This window comes from Cupriavidus sp. SW-Y-13 (genome assembly GCF_009793345.1).
GTDB lineage: Bacteria > Pseudomonadota > Gammaproteobacteria > Burkholderiales > Burkholderiaceae > Cupriavidus.
Map to the genome: position 1 here is coordinate 98207 of NZ_WHLX01000001.1, position 17537 is coordinate 115743.

Genomic DNA, 17537 nt, shown 5'->3' on the forward strand with positions numbered 1-17537 from the left:
TTTCGCCATGCGCAGCCACCAGCAGGGCAAGGATGATGCGGCGGCAGGCAATTCGTCGCAAAAGCCGACACCCGATCCGCTGGTGCTGCAGTACCTCGACTGGCTGGCCACCAACCGCAAGCTGGCCGAACACACGCTGACGAGCTACGCCCACGACCTGGCCGTGCTGCAAGAGAACGCGCAGCGCCTGACAGCGGGCGTGCCGCTGCTCTCGCTCGAAACCCGACATATCCGATCGTTCGCCGCCCGCATGCACGGCGGCGGTCTCTCCGCGCGCACCATCGCCCGCTCGTTGTCGGCGTGGCGCGGCTTCTATCTGTGGGCGGCCCGGTATGGGCACGGCGTGACGGCCAATCCTGTGGATGGCGTGCGCGCGCCCCGTCGCGGTCAGCCGCTGCCGAAGGCGCTGTCGGTGGAGCACGCCGTCGCACTGGTGTCGCACCGCACTGGCGATACCGCGGAGGCGGTCCGCGACCAGGCGATGTTCGAACTGTTCTACTCCAGCGGGCTGCGGCTTTCCGAGCTGATCCAGCTCGACGTGCACTATGCGGAAGAGGGCGACTACCGCTCGGAAAGCTGGCTCGATCTCCGCAGTGCCGAGGTAACCGTGATCGGCAAGGGCTCGCGCCGGCGCACCGTGCCGGTGGGCAGCAAGGCCGTGGAGGCGCTGCGCGCCTGGCTCGGCGTGCGGCAGACGCTGCTGCGTCCCGACGCCACGCCCGACGATACGCACGCGCTGTTCCTCGGTACGCGGGGCCGACGGATCGCATCGAGCACCATGCAGCAGCGTATCCGCCAGCAGGCGCTGGCAGCCGGCGTGCCCAGCCACGTCCATCCACACATGCTGCGGCACTCGTTTGCCACCCATGTGCTGCAATCCTCGGGCGACCTGCGCGCGGTGCAGGAAATGCTCGGCCATGCGAGCGTGTCCACGACCCAGGTCTACACCTCGCTGGATTTCCAGCATCTGGCCAAGGTCTACGATCAGGCCCATCCGAGGGCGGGACGGGGCGGCAGGAAGAAGTCCACCTCCGCGCCCAAGGCCGATACGTCGTCGGACGAAGAAGGCTCGAAAGACTAGCGGCGGCTCACTTCCACTGAGAAAGGATGTTCTTGAAGCGTTCCATCTCGGGCAGCAGCCACTGTCGGAAGGCTTGCACCTTGGGCGTTTCCAGGCTGGCGTGGGTAGAGACGAAGTAGAGCAGCCACGGACACGGGATGCTGACGTTGAACAGCCTGACCACGCGCCCGGCCAGCAGATCGTTGTAGGCCAGCGTCGAGCGGATCAGCGCAATGCCCTGGCCTTCGGCGGCGGCCTGCAACAACAGTGACGAATCCTGCAGCATCAGGCCCTTGGTCGGCTCCGCCCAGTCGAGCCCCGCAGCTTCGAACCACGGTTTCCACGGATCGCCCTCGCCGCGCAGCAGCGGCATGCCGGCCATGTGCGCGGGCTGCTCGGGCAGGCGCCCGCCGTTGAAGTTCGGGCTGCAGACCGGGAAGAACACGTCCTCGACCAGCCGCTCCGTATAGAGGCCCGGATACTGGCCGCTACCCATGCGCAGGGCCGCGTCGACTTCTTCATTGGCAAAGTCCACCAGCGCGTTCGACGACAGCAGTTCCACTTCCAGTTCCGGGTGCTGCTCGATAAAGCTGCCGATGCGTGGCGTCAGCCAGCGCGCGGCAAAAGACGGCATGGTGCTGATGGTCAGGCGTTTGTCGCGATTGCCGGATTGCAGCGCGTCGCGGACACGCTCGGCATAGAGCCGGCCACTGGTGGTCAGCACCACGCGCTTGCCGCGCCGCTCGAACAGCGGCTGCCCCAGTTCTTCTTCGAGCGCGCGGATCTGATGGCTGACCGCACCGTGCGTGACGAACAACTCCGAGGCCGCGCGAGAAAAGCTCTCGTGGCGCGCTGCCGCCTCGAAGGTGCGCAGGGCGGCCAGCGCCGGCAGGCGCGGAAACTCCCGCTTCCAGCTGCGCGCGTCATCCGGATTCCAACTCCCGCTCCAGGCCATGGCGGCACCCCTTTTCCTATGTGAGTCGTGCTAACAAGACACCGCAATATATATCGTTTTGCCGCGCTGTTGGGAGTCACTAGAATCCAATGCACCGGATCCCGCCAACAACACCCGGAACTGTTCTGGTCCAGTCACCAAGCCAGTTCCGGCCATTCCGACAATACGGCGGCGCCCCCGGGAACCTGGAGAACCACCATGAAAGCCTTGCTCACAACGACCGTCTTTACGCTGAACCCAGGCGAAGTCACCGCGCTGTCGATGCACGCCGCCCAACGTCTGTTTGTGGAAGATGCCAAAGGTGTGGATATCTGGGTGACCCGCGAGAACGATTCGGAGGATTACTGGCTCCGCTGCGGCAGCAGCCTGCTGTTGCGGCGCGGTGACGAGATCGTGCTCAGCATTGATCCGCGCGCCTCGGGGCCGGTTCGGCTGGCACTGATTGCCGAAGCACGCCGCCCGGCGCTGACGCTGGCCGATCTGCCGCACCTGCTGCTGCGCGCTGGCAAGCGGCTGGTGCGAGGCACCGAATGGACCCCGGCCGAGGAGAAGGTCCGGGCCTGAAAGCCGTCTCCGAAGGGCCGGCCTGCCCAGCGTAGGCCGGCCCTTTTCGTTACACTCTCGGGCATGCATCCGATCCAAGTCATCGATCAGGGCCGCCAGCCTTACCAGCCCTGTTTCGACGCGATGCGGGACTTCACCGCCGCACGTACCGCCGAGACCCCCGACCAGATCTGGCTGGTTGAACATCCACCGGTCTACACGCTCGGTCAGGCCGGCGACCCGTCGCACCTGCTGGCTCCCGATGACGCGATTCCGGTCGTCAAAATCGATCGTGGCGGCCAGATCACTTATCACGGTCCAGGCCAGGTCGTGGCCTATCTCTTGCTCGATTTGCGGCGTCGCCACCTCATGGTGCGTGAACTGGTGACCGATATCGAGCAGGCCGTACTGGACACGCTCGCGGCGTATAATCTCGCAGCCGAACGCAAGCCCGGCGCACCTGGGATCTACCTGTCCGACGGGCCGCACCAGGGCGCCAAGATTGCCGCGCTCGGCCTCAAGATCCGCAACGGCTGCAGCTATCACGGCGTCAGCCTCAACGTGCAGATGGACCTGAACCCGTTCCTGCGCATCAATCCCTGTGGCTATGCCGGACTGGAAACAGTCGACATGGCAACAGCGGGCGCCACCTTCGCGGTGGGCGACGATGCCGGCGCGGAGCCATCGCCGGTGACTGCGGCACAACAACCCGCAATCGCGCATCGCCTGGCGGCGGCCCTGTGCGAAGTCCTGATGGTGCGCGAATCGCATGCGCAGGTCAGCGGGAACGCCGCCGCCGAGGCCGCCTGAGATGGCACGCCCGGCCCCGAATCAACGCCACACATGCACGCTGACGCGCGTGCGGAGAACAGTATGAGCGACGCACTGATCGCCACGTCCAGCGAAGTCCCGCAAGCCCCCGCAGAGTACGACGCTACCAAGAAGCAGAAGTCGGCCGAGAAGACCGCGCGCATCCCCATCAAGATCGTGCCGGCCGAGCGGCTCAAGAAGCCGGAGTGGATTCGCGTGAAGGCCGCCACCGGCAACTCGCGCTTCTACGAGATCAAGGACATCCTGCGCGCGAACAATCTCGTCACCGTGTGCGAGGAAGCGAGCTGCCCGAACATCGGCGAGTGCTTCGGCAAGGGCACGGCCACGTTCATGATCATGGGCGACAAATGCACGCGTCGCTGCCCGTTCTGCGACGTGGGCCACGGCCGCCCCGATCCGCTCGACGTGAACGAGCCGGGCAACCTGGCACGTACCATCGCTCAGCTGCGCCTGAACTACGTGGTGATCACCAGCGTGGACCGCGACGACCTGCGTGACGGCGGTGCCCAGCACTACGTCGATTGCATTTCGCAGACCCGGGAACTGTCGCCGAACACCCGCATCGAGGTACTGGTGCCCGATTTCCGTGGCCGTCTGGACAAGGCCCTGGACATCCTGCAGAACGCGCCGCCCGATGTGATGAACCACAACATGGAAACGGTGCCGCGCCTGTACAAGCAGGCTCGCCCCGGCGCCGACTACGCGCACTCGCTGAAGCTGCTGCAGGAGTTCAAGCGCCGCAACCCGGACGTGGCAACGAAGTCGGGCCTGATGGTGGGCCTGGGCGAGACCGACGAGGAAATCCTCGAAGTCATGCGCGACATGCGCGCCCACGACATCGACATGCTGACGATCGGCCAGTACCTGGCACCGTCGAACCATCACCTCCCGGTGATGCGCTACGTCCACCCGGACACCTTCAAGATGTTCGAGGAAGAAGCGTACAAGATGGGCTTCACCCACGCCGCCGTCGGCGCCATGGTCCGCAGCTCGTACCACGCTGACGAGCAAGCGCATCTGGCAGGGTTTGCCTGAGTCAGCGCACATGACGCCCTAGCCCGGTGTGTTGTCTGCAGAGAAACCGGTCAGCCAAGCTGGCCGGTTTTTTTTCGTCCTGAATGTCTTGAGGGGCCTTTCAGCGTCCTTTCAATAAAAGTTATCTATAAATATCTTTCGCCCAAAACGTACGCGAACTTCCCCCTAACAGTGCACAAACACTAAGGGTTCCCCCGAGGTGCCGGGCATGGTCATGTTTCGATAACATGAATTTATCGATAAATCGTCAATGAAATTCGATTGAGTCACTTCGGGTTTGTTGGCGACGTCGCGCGGGGTGTCTGTGGTGCCTACACTACCTGGACCCTCAACGCGATTTTTCATGGCCCCCTCATGCCTCAATGCACCGTTCACCGTCTGGCCGAGCAGGCTCTCCTTTACAGCGTGGCACCGCCGGCGTCGCTCGACGTCCAGCGCCGTATCTGGGCCATGGCCGAGCGTGCTGCAGACTGGCGGGGTGTGGTGGATGTGGTGCCGGGCATGAACAATCTCACGCTGTCGTTTGACGAGACGGCCGATGTGGCCGCGCTGGAGCGCAACCTGAAGGTGGCGTGGGCGTCGGGCGAGACGCGCAATGCCACGGGCAAGCTCGTGGAGATTCCCGTCCGCTACGGCGGCGAGTTCGGGCCCGATATTGCCGATGTGGCCGCGCATACGGGACTGTCGCCGCAGGAAGTGGTGCGCCGTCATGCGGCGGGTGAGTACGTGGTGTATTTCCTCGGATTCCAGCCGGGATTCGCCTATATGGGCGGACTGGCGCCGGAGCTGGCCACGCCGCGTCGTCGCGAGCCGCGTCTGGCGGTGCCGGCGGGTGCGGTGGGCATCGGCGGCGAGCAGACGGGTATCTATCCGGCCGTGCTGCCGGGCGGCTGGCAGTTGATCGGCCATACGGAGGCGCAGTTGTTCGTGGCCGACCGTGATCCGCCGTCGCTGTTCGCGCCGGGCGATACCGTGCGCTTTATCGCCGAGGAGGTGCTGCTGTGATCGAGATCATTCGACCTGGCGCGCAGGCGTCGGTGCAGGATCTGGGCCGTGTGGGATTCCGGCGCTTCGGTGTGGGCCGTTCCGGTGCCGCCGATGGGCTGGCGCTGCAGGTGGGCAATCGACTCCTCGGCAACGAGCCGGGCGCGGCAGCCATCGAGTTCACGCTGGGCCGTGCCGCGTTGCGGTTCGAGGCCGATATGCGCGTGGCACTGACCGGCGCCGAATGCAGCGCCAACCTCGACGGCGTGCCCGTGTGGTCGTGGCATGCCTTCGACGTGCGCCGTGGCGAGACGTTGACGCTGCCCGCAGCGCGCGGCGGCACGCGCACCTACCTCTGCGTGGCCGGTGGCATCGACGTGCCGCTGGTGATGAACTCGCGTAGCACGGATCTCAAATCGAACTTCGGCGGCTTCGAAGGCCGCGTGCTGCGCGATGGCGATCGTCTGCCTGCGGGCCGGCCTGGTATCGAGGAAGACCGCGACTGGCTCGGCGTGGCTGCGCCGGGCTGGGCGTTGCCCGCCAATCGCGAGGGCAGTGCGCTGACCATCCGCTTGCTGCCGGGTCCCGAGTATCCCGATTTCGAGCCGGCGTCGCAGCAAGCGCTGTGGTCGGCAGACTGGACCATCACGCCGCAGAGCAACCGGATGGGCCTGCGTCTTGAGGGTCCTGCGCTGGCGCGTCGGGCCGAGCGCTCGGCAGATCTGCTGTCGCATGGGGTGATGCCGGGCGTGATGCAGGTGCCGCCGAACGGCCAGCCCATCGCGCTGATGAGCGATGCGCAGACCACGGGCGGCTATCCGAAGATCGGCACCGTGATTGGCGCCGACCTCTGGCGCCTGGCGCAGGTGCCACTCGGTGCAACGGTGCGCTTTGCCGAGGTGTCGCTCGAACAGGCTGCCGCCGCACAGGCGGAAGTCGACCGCTATCTGCGGCAGATCGACCAGGCACTGCGCTGGCAGGGCGCCGGCATGCAGATTGCCGCACGACGACGAACGACGACTCGCTTCGTTGCCTGAACGCTTCGCCTGAGTCTTCCAAGCCCCCACAACTACCGTCCCCTACGGAGAACGCCCATGCAAATCGACCTCAATGCAGACCTTGGCGAAGGCTGCGGCAATGACGAGGCGCTGATCGCGTTGATCAGCTCCGCGAACGTCGCGTGCGGCTGGCACGCGGGTGACGCGGCCACCATGCTCCAGACCGTGAAATGGGCGCTGGAGAAGAACGTGGCCATCGGCGCGCATCCGAGCTTTCCGGATCGCGAGAACTTTGGCCGCACCGAGATGCAGCGCGATCCCGAGGCGGTCTACGCCGACGTGCTGTACCAGATCGGCGCGCTCGACGCGATGGTGCGCGCACAGGGCGGCCAACTGGCGCATGTGAAGCCGCATGGCGCGCTCTACAACATGGCCGTGCGCGATCCGAAACTGTGTGCGGCCATCGTGCGCGCCGTGAAGGACTACAACCCCAAGCTCGCCTTCTTCGGACTGGCCAACAGCCAGATGATCACGATGGCGCGCGAGGCGGGCCTGGCGGTCAAGGAAGAAGTCTTCGCGGATCGTGGCTACAACCCCGACGGCACGCTGGTGAAGCGCGGCACGCCGGGCGCGTTGCACGACGACGAGGAAGTGGCTTTGAACCAGACGTTGTCGATGGTGCGCGACCAGCGCGTGCAGGCCATCGACGGCACCTGGGTACCGATTCGTGCCGAAACCGTGTGTCTGCACGGCGACGGCGCCCACGCGCTTGCCTTCGCGCGCCGCATCCGGGATCGGCTCGGCGCGGAAGGCATCGCCATCCGTGCCGATGTCTGAGGGGATTCGCCCCGCAGGCATCGGTTGATTTCACGCAGTCCTTCACGTATCGCTTCACGCGTTATCAGGTGTTTCCCATGGAACCGGCTGTCAATCTTTGGCCCCTGCTCGGGGTCGGCGTCATCATCATCGGCTTCGTCTTGCGGTTCAATCCCATGATGGTGGTGGCGGCTGCCGCCATCGTCACGGGGATTGCTGCGTCGATGCCGCTTACGCAGATCTTTACCGCGATCGGCACCGCCTTCGTCAAGGCGCGCAGTCTGCCGCTGATCATTCTGCTGCCGCTGGCCGTGATCGGCCTGCTGGAACGCCACGGTTTGCGCGAGCATGCGCAGGCGTGGATATCGCGCATCAAGTCGGCCACGGTGGGCCGCCTGCTGATCGTCTACCTCGCTGTGCGCGAACTGACCGCCGCGATGGGCTTGACCAGCCTGGGTGGCCATCCGCAGATGGTGCGTCCGCTGCTGGCCCCGATGGCCGAAGGCGCGGCCGAGAACCGCTTCGGCCATTTGCCCGAGCCGGTGCGCCAGCGCGTGCTGGCGTTCTGCGCCGCCACGGACAACGTGGGACTGTTCTTCGGTGAGGACATCTTCGTGGCGTTCGGTGCCATCGCGCTGATGCACACGTTCCTGCTGGCCTCGCACATCGACGTGGAACCGCTGCATATCGCCGTCTGGGGTATCCCGACCGCCATTTGCGCCTTCCTGATCCATGCGGTGCGCCTGAAGCGCCTGGACATGTGGCTGGAGCGCGAGCTTGGCGCGCAGAAGCCGGTGGGCATGCCGGCCACCGCTGGTGCGAAGGGAGAGTAAGCGATGATCATCTCGATCCAATACCTGTACTGGCTGGCCGGCTTTGTCCTGCTGATCACGTCGCTGATGACGTTGTCGGACAAGGCGCATCCGCGCCGGTTGTCCACGGGCCTGTTCTGGCTGCTCTATGCAGTGATCTTCCTGATCGGCGACAAGATTCCGCCGGCCATCGTCGGCGTGGCTGCGGTGGTGATGGCGCTGATCGCCGGGTTCGGTGGCGTGGGCATCGGCAAGCATGGCACGTTGCCCGAGGAAAAACGTCGCGCCAGCGCGAAGCGCCTCGGCAACAAGCTGTTTGTGCCGGCGCTGTTGATTCCGCTGATTACGGTGATCGGCACGGTGGTGTTCAAGGATGTGAAGGTGGCGGGCCTGCCGCTGCTCGATCCGAAGAACGTCACGTTCGTCTCGCTCGGGGTCGGCTGCCTGGTCTCGCTGGCGGTGGCGTGCTGGCTCACGCGTGAAACGCCGGTGCAGGGTCTGCGCGAATCGCGCCGCCTGATCGAATCGCTGGGCTGGGCGCTGGTGCTGCCGCAGATGCTGGCGATGCTCGGCCTGGTGTTCTTCGATGGCGGCGTGGACAAGGCCGTGGCGCACCTGACCACCTCGTACATCAACATGGACTACAAGTTCGTGGCTGTGGCGGTGTACTGCATCGGCATGGCGCTGTTCACGATCATCATGGGTAACGGCTTTGCCGCGTTCCCGGTAATGACGGGCGGCGTGGGCGTGCCTATCCTGGTGGGCGTGTTCCATGCGAACCCGGCAGTGATGGCGGCCATTGGCATGTTCTCGGGCTACTGCGGCACGCTGATGACGCCGATGGCAGCCAACTTCAATATCGTGCCGGCTGCACTGCTCGAACTGAAGGACCGCAACGCGGTGATCCGGGCGCAGGTGCCTTCGGCGCTGGGCATCCTCGTTGCCAATATCTTCCTGCTGTATTTCCTGATGTAAGGACATCGCCATGACCCGTACCGTCTTGCTGACCGGCTTCGAGCCGTTCGAACAGGAACCGATCAATCCGTCATGGGAGGCGGTGCGGGCGCTCGATGGCGCGCATATCGGCGATGCCGTGGTCGTTGCGCGGCAACTGCCTTGCGTGTTCGGCAAGGCCATCGACGCCATGGATGCACTCGTCACGTCGCTGCGTCCCGATGTGGTGATTGCGGTGGGGCAGGCGGGCGGCCGCACGGAGCTGTCGATCGAGCGCGTGGCGATCAATGTGGATGATGCGCGCGTGGCCGACAACGTTGGTGCCCAGCCCATCGACGTCACGATTGCCGCCGATGGTCCGGCCGCGTACTTCGCGTCGCTGCCGATCAAGGCCATCGTAAGAGATCTGCGTGCAGCGGGCGTGCCGGCGATGGTGTCGCAGACGGCGGGCACCTTCGTTTGCAATCACGTCTTCTATGGCCTGATGCACGCGCTGGCGAAGGCATCGAGCGTCGCACGTGGTGGATTCATCCACATCCCCTATCTGCCGGAGCAGGCCGCGCGACACCCTGGTGCGCCGAGCCTCGCGCTGGAGACGCTGATCGCGGGGCTGCGCGTGGCGGTGGCCACCACGCTATCGACGAAAGACGATATCCGCGAACAGGGCGGGCAACTGCACTGATTCACCTCGCGCGGCGGAGCGCTAAGGCTGCTTCGTCTCGCGATGACTTTGGCTGTCCGTAGCGGCGGCCACTGCGCGTGCGGTGGCGCGGCGGCGTGCAATGCGCTGCAACCGGCGCCGCAGGCTGACCTGCTCGAAGCGCCAGATCACATACGTGAACGCCATGAACGGCCACAGCCACCCAAGCCACTGCGCCAGGCTGTTGAAATGGATGAAGCGGCCCATGCGCCATCCTTGCTCGGACACCCACGCATAAGGATTCGACGGCAGCACATTGGTCAAGGCGACCAGCCCCGTCAATGCCACCACTGCCAGCACGGCACGGAGCCAACGTGGTAGCCGCAGCAGTAACACCAGCACCAGCGAACTCGTCAGCAACGCAAAACGGCCGCCTTCGGAGAGCCAGTTGAACGCGTTGTCATCCGGAAACTGCAACTCGGACACTGCGGCCTTGATGATCAGCGCGGCGGTGAGCAGTGCAGCCAGAATGCGCAGCATCGGCGCGGTTCGCCGCATGGCGATCGACGCAAACAACCCCGTGCCGATCCAGCTCGATGCGGTCACGGCTGTCTCCAGCAGCAACTGCGTTTGCATGTCGTCGGTGCGGATGCCGATGTTGTCCTGCCACGCAATCAGCGCGGGGAAGTACGCCTGCACCCACGCCATTGGCCATGAATCGGGATCGGTGAGCCACTCGCGCACGATGCCGCCCATGCCGAACAAATGTTCCTGCGGGAAGATCTGCGCGAAGGGCCACAACATCACGAGGACGATGGCAAAGCTCGCATGCGGTTCGAACCATGCGAGCCGCAGGCGCGTCAGCGTGCCCCGATCGATCAATGCGCCGGTGAACGGTGCCACCACGGCGGCCCCGAGCAGTGCCCCGAGCGCATTGGTGATCAGGTCAATGTTCGACGAGATCCGCGTGGGCAGCCAGGTCTGTAGCGCTTCCATCACGGCGGATAGCAGCGCGCCGGCCACGAAGGCGATCAGCGTGGCCCGCGCCCCGGAGACACGCGGGTGCAGGGACAACACCACGAGTGCGCCGAACGGGCAGTAGCCGATGACGTTCGTCAGCAGGTCGAACTCGGTGATGTAGCGCGGCTTGGGTGCGCTCAGGAATGCGAACGGCGAGATACCGTTGTTGGTCCAGCCGGTGAACGGATACAGGCTGGCGTAGGCCACCAGCAGTGTGAAGCAGACCAGCCCCACGCGCGCCAGCGGCGAATGGCGGGGCAGCCATCCTTCAAGTTCGGGCTGGCGCAAGTCCTGCGGCGGTGTGGGAGGCGGGGCGCTGTCCGAAAGCATGACGGCTCGCAACCGTTACAACGGGTTAAGCACTGTACGCCTCATTGGCGCGGCGCCGTGGCTTTTGGCGTGTCCACGGGCGGTATCGGCACGCTGTCGCGCGATGGCGGATTGGCGCGCGGCAACGCGGCGGGGCCGGTGGCCGTCGCGGCTTCCAGCGGCAACGCGGCTGCCCAGTCGAGGATGGCGGCGATCACTGCGTCACTGCTCGCGGCCAGCGCCTTCACACCGCCTGCGCCATCGGCGCTCGTCGCTTGCTGCTCGGCAACGAATGTCTTCTGCCCGATCAGGTTCTTGTGGAATACCGTGGCGCGCGCACGCACCACGCCACGGCTGCTGGTGGCCGTATCGAAGACCTGTTCGAAACCCAGCAGGTCCACCTTGATGGCCGGCACGCTGGTGTCGCCATACCAGGTCAGTTCGCCCCGGCCCGACACCGCATCGCGCAGCCGGTCGTCGAACAGCCGCGTCGGGGCGTCGACCCAGCGCTGCGTCGCGTACGACTGCAATCGCTGCGCCTGCGTGTACTGCAGACGGTAGTAGATGCCACGGCCATCCATCCACGTGGGACCATCGGTCTCGGCCACGCGCAGCTTGGGCAGGCGGGCAGGCGGTTGCGATGGCGCGGCGGCCAGCGGGCCGAGGTCATAGGTGGTGGTGCTGCGCGACTGAGGCAGCACGCCGCAGCCGGTGAGCACCAGCAACGTGGCCAGCGTGGCGATGCGCGCGAAAGGGATGAGGGCGGAAGCATTCATGGCGGAATCTCGGCTGGGGCGCTCGGTGCGCGTCATGTTCGGGTTCAAGGCGCCTGGAAGCCCGGCTCGCCCGGACCTGCCGTGGGCGACGGGCCGCCGAACAGCACGCTGCTGGGCTGGTCGTTGAACTGGCCGGCTGCGCGGTCGATGCTGCGCGCGGTCTGCCGTGCGTCGCGTGCCAGGCCGTTGAGTTGCGGCAGCGTTTCCTGCGTGAAGATGCCGGCGGCCTTCTGCACGGAATCCGCGGCACCCTGCATGTTCTCGCCTACGCGATTCACCGTGGACATCACCGTGCCATTCGGATTGGCCAGGTCGTCGGCCAGCCGGCGCGTGGAGGCCAGCGTGGCGTTGAGGTTTTCCACGGCTTTGGGCAACTGGTTCACGGCCGGTTGCAGGGACTTGGCGAGTTTCGAGTAATCCTCGGCGGTCTGGTGCACCGAGTTGATCGCCGACATGAGCTCGTCGCGATTGGTGGTCTGGAACATCTCGTTGAGCGATGCCATCAGCGTTTCGGTCTGCGTCAGCAGCGAGTCGCCACGCTTCTCCAGTTCCTCGAAGAAGCCGGGCCGCATCACGATCCGCGCCGGTTCGCGCGCCGAAGTGGGCAGGCGCGGCGAGTTGGTGCTGGCGCCCTCTTCGCGCGCGGTATCGTCCAGTTGCACGTACGCGATGCCGGTGACACCCTGAAAGCCGAGCGTGGCATAGGTGGTGCGCGTGATCGGCGTGTCCTGGTTGACGGTGATGCGCACGATGATCTGGCCCGGCACCTGCGGATCGAACTTGATGGATACCACCTTGCCCACGTCGAGCCCGCGATACTTCACATCGGCCTGCGGCCCGAGCCCGTTCACCGTGGAACGCGTGATCAGGTCGTACGGCACGCGCACGGCGTGGTCACTACTGAACCAGAACAGCGCGAACAGCACCAGGATGGCCAGGCCGATGGTGAACACGCCGGCAAGAAAGGCGTTCGATTTGTTTTCCATCAGGTGTCTCCACTGGGCGCTGCGGAGTTGCCGGACCCGTGCGGGGCGGGCAGCGCCTGCAGCGCGCGCTGGGCGCGGTCGCCCAGAAAATATTCACGAATGAAAGGATGATCGACCCGGATGACTTCGGGGATGGGCGCGGCGGCCAGCACCTTGTGGTCGGCCAGCACGGCCACGCGGTCGGACAGCGCCACAAGGGTGTCCAGGTCGTGCGTGATCATGACCACGGTCAGGCCTAGCTCGCGGCGCAGTTCGCGGATCAGGTCCACGTAGTCGTCGGACGCCATCGGGTCCAGGCCGGCAGTGGGTTCGTCCAGGAAAACGAGTTCCGGTTCCAGTGCCAGTGCGCGGGCCAGCGCCACGCGCTTGATCATGCCGCCCGAAAGATCGGATGGCATCTTGTCGGCATCCTTGGCCGAGAGTCCCACGAGTTGCAGTTTCAGCAGCGAGGCCTGGCAGATCAGGTTGTCCGGCAACGCGCGCAATTCACGCAGCGGCAGCGCGATGTTGTCGATCACGGACAGTGCCGAGAACAGCGCGCCGCGCTGGAACTGCAATCCCCAGCGGTTGCGCAGGGCCTGCAGTTGCGCGGCGGTCAGCGCGGCCGGGTTCTCGCCAAACACGCGGATGGTGCCGGAGGTGGGCCGGTCGAGCCCGACAATCTGCCGCAGCAACACGGTCTTGCCGGTGCCGGAGCCACCGACGATCGACAGGACTTCGCCACGATAGACGTCGAGGTTCAGGCCGTCATGCACCACGTTGTCGCCATAGCGCTTCACGAGGTCGCGCACCTCGATGATTTTCTCGCGTGGCGTACCGCGCTGGACGTCGGGTGGCATGGAATCGGTCATAGCCCCACGTCCTTGAAGAGGATGGCGAAGATCGCGTCGGCGATGATCACCACGGTGATCGACGTCACCACCGATGCCGTCGTGCCCTCGCCCAGGCTCTGCGTGTTGGGCCGGATGCGCAGGCCATAGTGGCAGGCCGTCAGCGCGATCAGCATGCCGAACGCCACGCCCTTGCCGAGCCCGAGCCACAGGTTGGCCACGGGCACCGCATCGGGCAACTGGCGCAGGAAGAAGGCAAAGCTGATGCCGAGCTGGAAGCGCGCGGCGGTCATGCCACCGAGCAGGGCCATGAGATCCGTCCACGCTACCAGCAGCGGCATGGCGATGGCCAGCGCGATCACGCGCGGCATGATCAGCCGGAAGCCGTGCGAGATGCCCATCACGCGCATCGCATCGAGCTCCTCGGTCACGCGCATCACGCCGATCTGCGCGGTGATGGCCGAGCCCGAGCGCCCCGCGATCAGGATGGCCGCCAGCACCGGGCCGAGCTCGCGGATCACGGCCATGCCCAGGATGTTGACGATGAAGGTGCTGGCGCCAAAAATCCGCAGCTGGTTGGCGGACAGATAGGACAGCACGATGCCGATCAGGAACCCCACCAACGCCGTGATGCCCAGCGCCTTGTAGCCCACGTTGTAGATATTGGCCGAGATCTCGCGCCACGGACCACGCTGCGGCGCACGCAGGAAGCGGAACAGGTCGAAGGTCAGCTGGCCGAGCATCGTGATGCCCACCCCGAGTTGCGCGAAGAACGATATCAGCGCGGCGCCGAAGAGCGTGATCGGATTGAACCGGTCGACCATCGTCTTCTTCCAGCCATCGGTGCGCAGCCCGGCGATGCGGTCGAACACGCGGCGCTGGCCCTCGTTCAGTTCCACGCGCTCGGGCATGCGGCCGTTCCACGCTTGCCAGATCAGTTGCGCACCGATGTGGTCGAGCCGTGTCACGGCGGCAAGAGACCAGCGCGTGTTGTCGGGTGCGCCGGCAAGCTTCTGCAGTTGTCCGCGCAGGCCCTTGGCCTCATGGCAGCCGGCAAGCGCGAGCGCGGTCCAGTCGCCCTGCAGGCTGACGCTGCAGGCGCCGTCCTGGCGCGAGATGTCGATGGCGGGCGTCGGGGGGCTGTCCAAAAGAGGGTGATGATGTGATGGCTGAGTCCCGATTCTATGCTACCCATCGCCGAGTTGCCGCCAGACATCCTCTGACACGGCCACAGCTACAATCTCGGCAGCCCCGCGCCCGCGTTTCGTTACCCGGATTTTTCCTACATGCCCGACCGCTCAACCTCCACGCCGATCTCTGCCCTCACCGACGATGCTGCCGCGCTGCCGGCGTGGCACATCGATGAAAGCGTCTTGCGGCGCACTCTCGATGGTGGCGCGGCGCGAGACTGGCAGGTCGATGTCGTGGCCGAGACGGGTTCGACCAATGCCGACCTGACGCAGGCATGCCGCTCGGCAACCTGGGACGACGCGCGGGCCCAGGTGCGCGTGGCGTATCGGCAGACAGCCGGTCGCGGTCGGCAAGGGCGTCCGTGGCAAGGGCAGGCTGGATTGACATTTTCGGTAGCGATGCCGCTGGCACTGGCGCCGGCGCGCCTCAGCGGACTGAGCCTGGCTGTAGGGCTGGCCGTGGCGCAGGCGCTGGAGGATTGCGGGGCGGCGACGGCGGTGGGGCTCAAGTGGCCGAACGACCTGCAGGTGGATGGCCGCAAGCTGGCCGGCATCCTGATCGAGTCGGTGCCTGCGGGGCCGCAGCGCCTGTGGGCCGTGATCGGCATCGGCCTGAATCTCGTACGCGATGCACGCATGGAAGCGGCGCTGGGTCGCGACCTGTCGGGCGTGGCCGAGGTGCTGCCGACTTTCGATCCGCATCGCGATCCCACGCGCATCCTCGGTGCCGTGCTGAACCGGCTGGCGGCGATGCGCGAAGTATTTCTGGCCGAAGGTTTTGCGGCGCTGGCCCCGGCATGGTCTGCGCGCGACGCTTTCCGCAACGAGCCGGTGCGGCTGCTGCACGACGGCACGGTGGTGGCCGAGGGGCTGGCGCGTGGCGTCGATGGCGAAGGTCATCTGCTGCTGGAAACGGCCAACGGGCTGGAGCCGATCACCAGCGGCGAAGTCTCGCTGCGTGGAGCCCCGGCATGAGCGCACTGCTGATCGACATCGGCAACACACGGTTGAAGTGGGCATGGTGCGACGATAGCCAGCCGCCACCCCTTGCACAGACTACCCCGTCGGGTGCGCTGCCCACGCCGTGGCAGCACGCCGGTGCGGCATCGCACGCGGTGCCGGCCGAGCGGGCCGCGCTGGTGGGTACATGGCGTCATCTGCGAGGTGCCGGGGTGGCACCGGCTGTCTGGATCGCCAACGTGGCCGGTGCCACGCTGGCCGGAGAGGTCGAGGCGCTGCTGGCCGAAGCATTCGGTGACGTGCCGGGCGATGTACCGCTGCAATGGGTACGCACGGTCAGCGCGTACGGCAACCTCGTCAATGGGTATCGCGAGCCCACGCAGCTTGGCGTGGATCGGTGGGTCGGCAGCATCGGCGCGCATCGCTGGCTGCCCGGGGAGACGCTGCTGATCGTCACGGCCGGCACGGCGACGACGCTCGATATCGTCACGGCCACGCCGGAAGGGGCGCGCTTCGAGGGTGGGCTGATCCTGCCGGGGCTGGAATTGATGCTGGGCACGCTGGCGCGCAACACGGCGCAACTGCCCGAACTCGATGTGCTGGACACCGGTGCGGGCGCCGCGCGCGCGGTGCGAGCGTTGGGCGCAGACAACACTCACGATGCCATCGCTGCAGGCTGCCTGGCTGCACAGGCCGGTGCCATCGAGCGCAGCTGGCGCGCGTTGGGCGAACGCGGGCCGGTGCGCTGCCTGCTGTCGGGTGGAGCGCGCCACGCGGTGGCCGGCGCGCTCGCGATGCCGTTCGAGATGCACGATAATCTTGTGCTGCTTGGGTTGCATGCGATGGCGCAACCTGCCTGATCGGCCGACCCTGGCTCCTACTGACAAACACCTGCGCGCTTCCCCATGTCCCGGAAAGGTCTGAACGTCCTGCTGATCGCCCTGTTGGTGGCCAACGCCTTGCTGCTGGCGGCCTTGCTGGGCGCGTTCGGTCCGCAGCCCTTCTCAGGGTTGTTCGAAAGCCCGCGCGAGCCACAGCGTGTGGATCAGCAGGTGCGCGGCGAACGGATGGAACTGCAACCGCGCGACGACGCGTCTGCGCCCGCCGCCACGCCCGCACCGCGCAGCGCCACGCCCGGCAAGGTCACGCTGGCATCGACATCGGCGCCCGTGCGGGCCGAGGATAGCTGCATGGAAATGGGCGGCTTCACGGCGCAGTCCGTCGCTCACGCACGCGAGGATCTGGTGGCGATTGCAGCGGGCAGCACGTTGCCGGTAGATCAGTTCGAACGCAGCGAACAGGTGCGCTGGTGGGTGCATCTGCCCGCGCAGGCCACGCGCGAAAACGCCGACCGCAAGCTGGCCGAACTACGCCGCCGCAAGGTGACGGATGTCTCGGTGGTCAGCAATGAGGAAGCGGAGTCCTTCACGGTATCGCTAGGCCTGTTCCGCGAACGGGAGCGCGCGGATCGATTCCTGGAATCCCTGCGAGGCCAGGGCGTCCGCACGGCGCTGATCAGCGACGCTCCCCGCAATATTTCGCGCCAATGGCTGCGTGTGGCAACCACGGACGAAGCGCTGCGCGCGCGGATGGAAGAGGTGCGCCAGCGCTATGGGGCGGAGGTGATGCAGGCTTGCAAGGGGGGGATGCAGGCGCGCGTCGAAGGCGCGGCGCGGGGCTGATGGTTTTCTCCCCTCTCCCGCTTGCGGGAGAGGGGCGGGGGAGAGGGGCAGCAGTGCAAATTGCCGTATGGTCGGCAAGCAGACCCTCCGGCCCTCTCCCCCAACCCCTCTCCCACTTCGTGGGAGAGGGGAGCATACCGGCAGCAGCATTCGCAC

General features: G+C 66.1%; 19 protein-coding genes. 13 read left to right on the forward strand and 6 right to left on the reverse strand.

Annotated features, from left to right (window positions below; translation table 11 throughout):
- The first annotated feature begins 7 nt into the window (after positions 1-7).
- The gene (gene xerC, locus GA566_RS00415) at positions 8-1081 is read left to right on the forward strand and encodes a tyrosine recombinase XerC (protein WP_160471140.1); all 1074 of its coding nucleotides are present in this window, start codon (positions 8-10) and stop codon (positions 1079-1081) included.
- A gap of 7 nt (positions 1082-1088) precedes the next feature.
- Here the strand turns inward: xerC and GA566_RS00420 are convergent, their stop codons facing one another.
- On the reverse strand, positions 1089-2015 hold the full coding sequence (locus tag GA566_RS00420; protein ID WP_160471141.1) for a transcriptional regulator GcvA: 927 nt from the start codon (positions 2013-2015) through the stop codon (positions 1089-1091).
- Positions 2016-2213: 198 nt separating this feature from the next.
- Between GA566_RS00420 and GA566_RS00425 the strand changes: the two genes are divergently transcribed.
- From GA566_RS00425 to pcp, 9 genes are all read left to right on the forward strand, one after another.
- On the forward strand, positions 2214-2579 hold the full coding sequence (locus GA566_RS00425; protein ID WP_137923641.1) for a DUF2917 domain-containing protein: 366 nt from the start codon (positions 2214-2216) through the stop codon (positions 2577-2579).
- Between the two features lie 63 nt (positions 2580-2642).
- The gene (lipB, locus tag GA566_RS00430) at positions 2643-3368 is read left to right on the forward strand and encodes a lipoyl(octanoyl) transferase LipB (protein WP_160471143.1); all 726 of its coding nucleotides are present in this window, start codon (positions 2643-2645) and stop codon (positions 3366-3368) included.
- A gap of 63 nt (positions 3369-3431) precedes the next feature.
- Positions 3432-4424, forward strand: coding sequence for a lipoyl synthase (gene lipA, locus GA566_RS00435; RefSeq protein WP_160471145.1), 993 nt, complete (start codon positions 3432-3434; stop codon positions 4422-4424).
- 354 nt (positions 4425-4778) lie between these two features.
- Complete coding sequence (pxpB, locus tag GA566_RS00440) at positions 4779-5429, forward strand: 5-oxoprolinase subunit PxpB (protein ID WP_137923638.1); 651 nt, start codon at positions 4779-4781, stop codon at positions 5427-5429.
- Positions 5426-6445 (forward strand): biotin-dependent carboxyltransferase family protein, encoded by a 1020-nt coding sequence (locus GA566_RS00445; protein WP_137923637.1) that lies wholly within the window; start codon positions 5426-5428, stop codon positions 6443-6445. Before pxpB ends, GA566_RS00445 begins: the two co-directional genes overlap by 4 nt.
- 57 nt (positions 6446-6502) lie before the next feature.
- Positions 6503-7243, forward strand: coding sequence for a 5-oxoprolinase subunit PxpA (pxpA, locus tag GA566_RS00450; RefSeq protein ID WP_160471147.1), 741 nt, complete (start codon positions 6503-6505; stop codon positions 7241-7243).
- Between the two features lie 77 nt (positions 7244-7320).
- Entirely contained in the window at positions 7321-8055 is a 735-nt protein-coding gene (locus GA566_RS00455; RefSeq protein WP_137923635.1) for a DUF969 domain-containing protein, read from the forward strand.
- A 3-nt stretch (positions 8056-8058) separates the two neighbouring features.
- Positions 8059-9009, forward strand: coding sequence for a DUF979 domain-containing protein (locus GA566_RS00460; protein ID WP_160471149.1), 951 nt, complete (start codon positions 8059-8061; stop codon positions 9007-9009).
- Positions 9010-9019: 10 nt separating this feature from the next.
- Positions 9020-9670: a pyroglutamyl-peptidase I gene (pcp, locus tag GA566_RS00465; protein WP_137923633.1), complete on the forward strand. Its 651-nt coding sequence runs from the start codon at positions 9020-9022 to the stop codon at positions 9668-9670.
- Between the two features lie 21 nt (positions 9671-9691).
- On the opposite strand, the gene GA566_RS00470 is transcribed toward pcp, so the two are convergent.
- Genes GA566_RS00470 through GA566_RS00490 form a run of 5 tightly spaced genes read right to left on the reverse strand, consistent with a single transcriptional unit; the run spans position 9692 to position 14697 of the window.
- Positions 9692-10978 carry a VanZ family protein gene (locus GA566_RS00470; RefSeq protein WP_137923632.1) on the reverse strand — a complete coding sequence of 429 codons (1287 nt, stop codon included), beginning with the start codon at positions 10976-10978 and terminating at the stop codon, positions 9692-9694.
- Between the two features lie 41 nt (positions 10979-11019).
- Positions 11020-11733 (reverse strand): ABC-type transport auxiliary lipoprotein family protein, encoded by a 714-nt coding sequence (locus tag GA566_RS00475; protein ID WP_237379994.1) that lies wholly within the window; start codon positions 11731-11733, stop codon positions 11020-11022.
- 44 nt (positions 11734-11777) lie between these two features.
- Complete coding sequence (locus GA566_RS00480; RefSeq protein WP_171020316.1) at positions 11778-12719, reverse strand: MlaD family protein; 942 nt, start codon at positions 12717-12719, stop codon at positions 11778-11780.
- Positions 12719-13558, reverse strand: coding sequence for an ABC transporter ATP-binding protein (locus tag GA566_RS00485; RefSeq protein ID WP_137923670.1), 840 nt, complete (start codon positions 13556-13558; stop codon positions 12719-12721). The genes GA566_RS00480 and GA566_RS00485 overlap by 1 nt, the downstream gene beginning before the upstream one ends.
- A gap of 8 nt (positions 13559-13566) precedes the next feature.
- On the reverse strand, positions 13567-14697 hold the full coding sequence (locus GA566_RS00490) for an ABC transporter permease (RefSeq protein ID WP_160471153.1): 1131 nt from the start codon (positions 14695-14697) through the stop codon (positions 13567-13569).
- A 138-nt stretch (positions 14698-14835) separates the two neighbouring features.
- Between GA566_RS00490 and GA566_RS00495 the strand changes: the two genes are divergently transcribed.
- The 3 genes from GA566_RS00495 to GA566_RS00505 are packed head-to-tail and all read left to right on the forward strand — an operon-like array spanning position 14836 to position 17381.
- Entirely contained in the window at positions 14836-15714 is an 879-nt protein-coding gene (locus GA566_RS00495) for a biotin--[acetyl-CoA-carboxylase] ligase (RefSeq protein ID WP_160471155.1), read from the forward strand.
- Positions 15711-16559 carry a type III pantothenate kinase gene (locus GA566_RS00500; RefSeq protein ID WP_160471157.1) on the forward strand — a complete coding sequence of 283 codons (849 nt, stop codon included), beginning with the start codon at positions 15711-15713 and terminating at the stop codon, positions 16557-16559. Before GA566_RS00495 ends, GA566_RS00500 begins: the two co-directional genes overlap by 4 nt.
- Positions 16560-16604: 45 nt before the next feature.
- A complete protein-coding gene (locus GA566_RS00505) occupies positions 16605-17381 on the forward strand; it encodes an SPOR domain-containing protein (protein ID WP_160471159.1) in 777 nt (258 codons plus the stop codon).
- The last annotated feature ends 156 nt before the right edge of the window (positions 17382-17537 follow it).